Here is a 3,161-nt window from a genome sequence, read left to right on the forward strand (position 1 = left end):
TTGTGACACACGAGCAGGGCACGTAAGCACCAACACGCAGATTCTACCAATACCCTATTCGCTTCATTAACTACATCTAGCTATTGGGGGAATTTTGCCTGAGTCCTTACACCAGTTTCAACAGTGGTTTGCATTTAGGCAGTGCATCCTAACTCGATCCAACTCTGACTTGCAAATAAGGCAGAAGATAGAGGGCAGAAGGAATAAAAATTTTCATGCGCTCTGGTGTAGGCAGTTCATGAGGGCTATTTAAATGCAGTGATGAACGCTAACGACTAGATACTTGATGAAAACTACCCATCAGCGAACTCCACAGCAACCTGCGATAAGGAATTAACCAGTAAATCGGCCACAATAAACCGCCATGTCTTTGGGCAAAAACCTTCCACTCTCCTAGTGAGTAGAGGATTTCTTTTTGAACGGATAAGCCCTTCGGTTGAGCCATTTGTTGCAGTTGCTCGCTTGGAGATACAGAAAAATTATCCTTACGATCGGATTGGTCGTTTGAAGCGCAAGTTCCTACATATCCTGGAGCTATCCAAACCGTACATCCTTGTTGCCTAGCTCGCAAACCGTAGTCCCAGTCTCCGATATAGTGTGAGAAAGCTGAGTCTAGGTTGCCTACAACTTGAGCGACTTCTCTAGGAATCAGAACGCAATTACCGTTAACCGTGTCGCACTGCTGAACTTGTTCGCTCGGTTCTACAAGGTCAAATTTGAGAGGTCGCCAGCGACTCCTACGCACTACCCCTCCGTAAGTTAAAGCTCCTGTCGTGGGATCGCAAGTCGATCCAGAAATAATTGCTCGATGCTCTCCCTGTTGTATCAAACTTTGGTACGTTGCCAAAAGCTGGCTCAGGGCATTCGGGTAAAGGAGTGTGTCATCGTTGAGCCAAAGATAGTAGTCGTAATCGTACTGAAGGGCTTCAGCAAAGGCTTGCCGCATGCCTCCATTCCAAAATAGATTGCCATTGCCCTGAATAATTTTAACTTGGGGATAGGATTGCTTCACCGCCTCTGCCGTACCGTCCGTGCTGCCGTCATCCACTAGATAAACGTCGATCGCAATTTCGCTTTGGTGTTCCTGAGCAAACAAAGCTGATAGACTTGCTAAGGTTTTCGTACAGCGGTTATGGCAAGTGAGCAGTCCTGCTAAGCGATCGCGATTCATGAGTTTAAAATGGTTAGCTCGGGTCGCAAAACGTTAAAGTATTCATCAGAGACAGTAAGCTACAACTCGCACGTACTAGAGCAAACATCTCCTTAAGCTGGACTAGATTGAGATGATTGAGAAACGGCCTCACTCAACAGCACTCTCCGACTTTTCTCACTAAACAGTTCGTGTTGAGCGCTACACAAACGGACAGTCGTACCTAATCGCCTCGATAAAATCTTATCGCAACTCGTAAAACACCTGACTAAATCCTCCCCAATCCCAAGTCACCAGCGTTGAAACTAGGATAAGCACTTATGGAAGATTTTGGCATTATCGTTGCCTGCTGTTATCAGGATTACTTATTTGCTAAAGGCTGCTGCGCGAGTATCAGGCATTTCTTAGGCGATGTTCCAATTTGCCTGATTGTTGATGGTACTTTTTCGGTTCACTCTTTAGAACAAGCCTACAATGTGCGCGTAATCAATCACCATAGTATTCAGAATGACGTTCTGGGTCAGCGCAGCTTTGGGTGGGGCAAGACAAAGATGATTGCTTTCTGGGAAAGCCCTTGGCAGCATTTTCTCGTTTTAGATGCCGATACCAATGTCTGGGGAAACATCCTTAAATATGCTGACTTCAATAAGTTTGATGTAATTATCGATAAACCCCTCTATAAACACCCCGATCGCTTTGTTTCGGAGTTCTTTTTTGAGACTTCAGGGATCGAACAGCATTTCCCCAACTTTAATTGGCGGGCGCATCAAAGCGATTATTTCTGCACGGGGACGTTTTTTGGGACAAAAGGTATTTTTAGCTTAGATGAGTACATAGATATCTTAGATTTTACAGAAAATCATCCAGGTCTCTTTAAATATGGCGAGATGGGATTCTTGAATTTCATGCTCTTCCGGGCAGCTGACGACGGGAGAATTCGTCTAGGACAAGCTCATATGCAACTGATTGTTCCAGATTTTGAGCAGGAGGAACTAAAAAAACGCTTTCCGGTAGAGAAAACGGGGCCAGCCATGTTGGATCGAGAGGCAATAGTCATCCATTGGTGTAAAGTCAAGCCTCTGTTGTCAGCCACTCAAGCCCACTCAGCGCCAATGAGTTTTTGTCGGCGACAGTTTCTCGAAAAAGAGCGAGGACTGACGGGAGTCTTAGCTGACTTTTGGCTGGCGTTGGAAGATTATTACAGTGTTCTGAATGTCTACAAAAACAAATTAATTCGTCGTTTTTCCCGCTATCGGAAGAAGTTGCTTTCCGGCATATAGCCGCTAGTCAGAAGAAAGACACTTGGCGTGTTAGCTGATAACCTAGCGATCGCAAACTAAGTTTTCAACCTAATGTCAGCAATTCCACAAACCGATTAAATATCGCGCCTGAAAGGGTTTTCTCTATCTTAGGTAACACTCTTGTGGTGTGGTGTCCGCTTGAGGTCGAGCGTAATCTTGACTTAAATCCTGATGAATTTGCTAACCTTAATTTTTAATAGCAGATAAGCATTATTTTTCTTGTAAGTTCTATGGCTCTGCCGGAAACTACCGCCTACGTCAGGATTACACAGCACTCCTGGCAACAGGGCAAAATTGAAGGGGAAGTCCAAGCAGCAGAATATGAGTGGCAATTTCAGTGGTGTTTCCGGGGGGGACAGTTATCGGTTAAACCATCTCTGGGACGCGCTCTGATTCAGGAGCCGCTGAGTCGATTTTTAGAGCAGTGCGATTATCAGTTGGAGCCCGGAGGAGACTACGCATTTAAAATCCGGGCTGAACTTTGAGGCTTTGCCGCTCATCAGTGAGCAGTGGCCAGTTATCAGTGAACAGTGGCCAGTGAGCAGTGAGCAGTGGCCAGTGAGCAGTGAGCAGTGGCCAGTGACCAGTTATCAGTGGTAGAGACAAGGGCATTCGCGTCTGTACAGTAGAGAGTGGGAGGAAGGAGACCCCGGCAAGGGTGGTAGGTACTCTTCTTGGGGTCTAAATCCCCCGACAAGTCCCTGCTCACT

The 3,161-nt window shown here is 46.0% G+C and carries 3 protein-coding genes; 2 read left to right on the forward strand and 1 reads right to left on the reverse strand.

All coding sequences use genetic code 11. The features are described 5' to 3' along the window. Nucleotides 1-268 precede the first annotated feature (268 nt). Nucleotides 269-1,171, reverse strand: coding sequence for a glycosyltransferase family 2 protein (locus V6C93_RS25880; protein ID WP_333479546.1), 903 nt, complete (start codon nucleotides 1,169-1,171; stop codon nucleotides 269-271). A 299-nt stretch (nucleotides 1,172-1,470) separates the two neighbouring features. Between V6C93_RS25880 and V6C93_RS25885 the strand changes: the two genes are divergently transcribed. Beyond that, nucleotides 1,471-2,430: a hypothetical protein gene (locus V6C93_RS25885; protein ID WP_333479547.1), complete on the forward strand. Its 960-nt coding sequence runs from the start codon at nucleotides 1,471-1,473 to the stop codon at nucleotides 2,428-2,430. A 251-nt stretch (nucleotides 2,431-2,681) separates the two neighbouring features. Further along, nucleotides 2,682-2,936: a DUF3146 family protein gene (locus tag V6C93_RS25890; RefSeq protein WP_333479548.1), complete on the forward strand. Its 255-nt coding sequence runs from the start codon at nucleotides 2,682-2,684 to the stop codon at nucleotides 2,934-2,936. The last annotated feature ends 225 nt before the right edge of the window (nucleotides 2,937-3,161 follow it).

Origin of the sequence: Allocoleopsis sp. (assembly GCF_036703385.1) — a bacterium.
In the GTDB taxonomy this organism is placed as follows: domain Bacteria; phylum Cyanobacteriota; class Cyanobacteriia; order Cyanobacteriales; family Coleofasciculaceae; genus Allocoleopsis.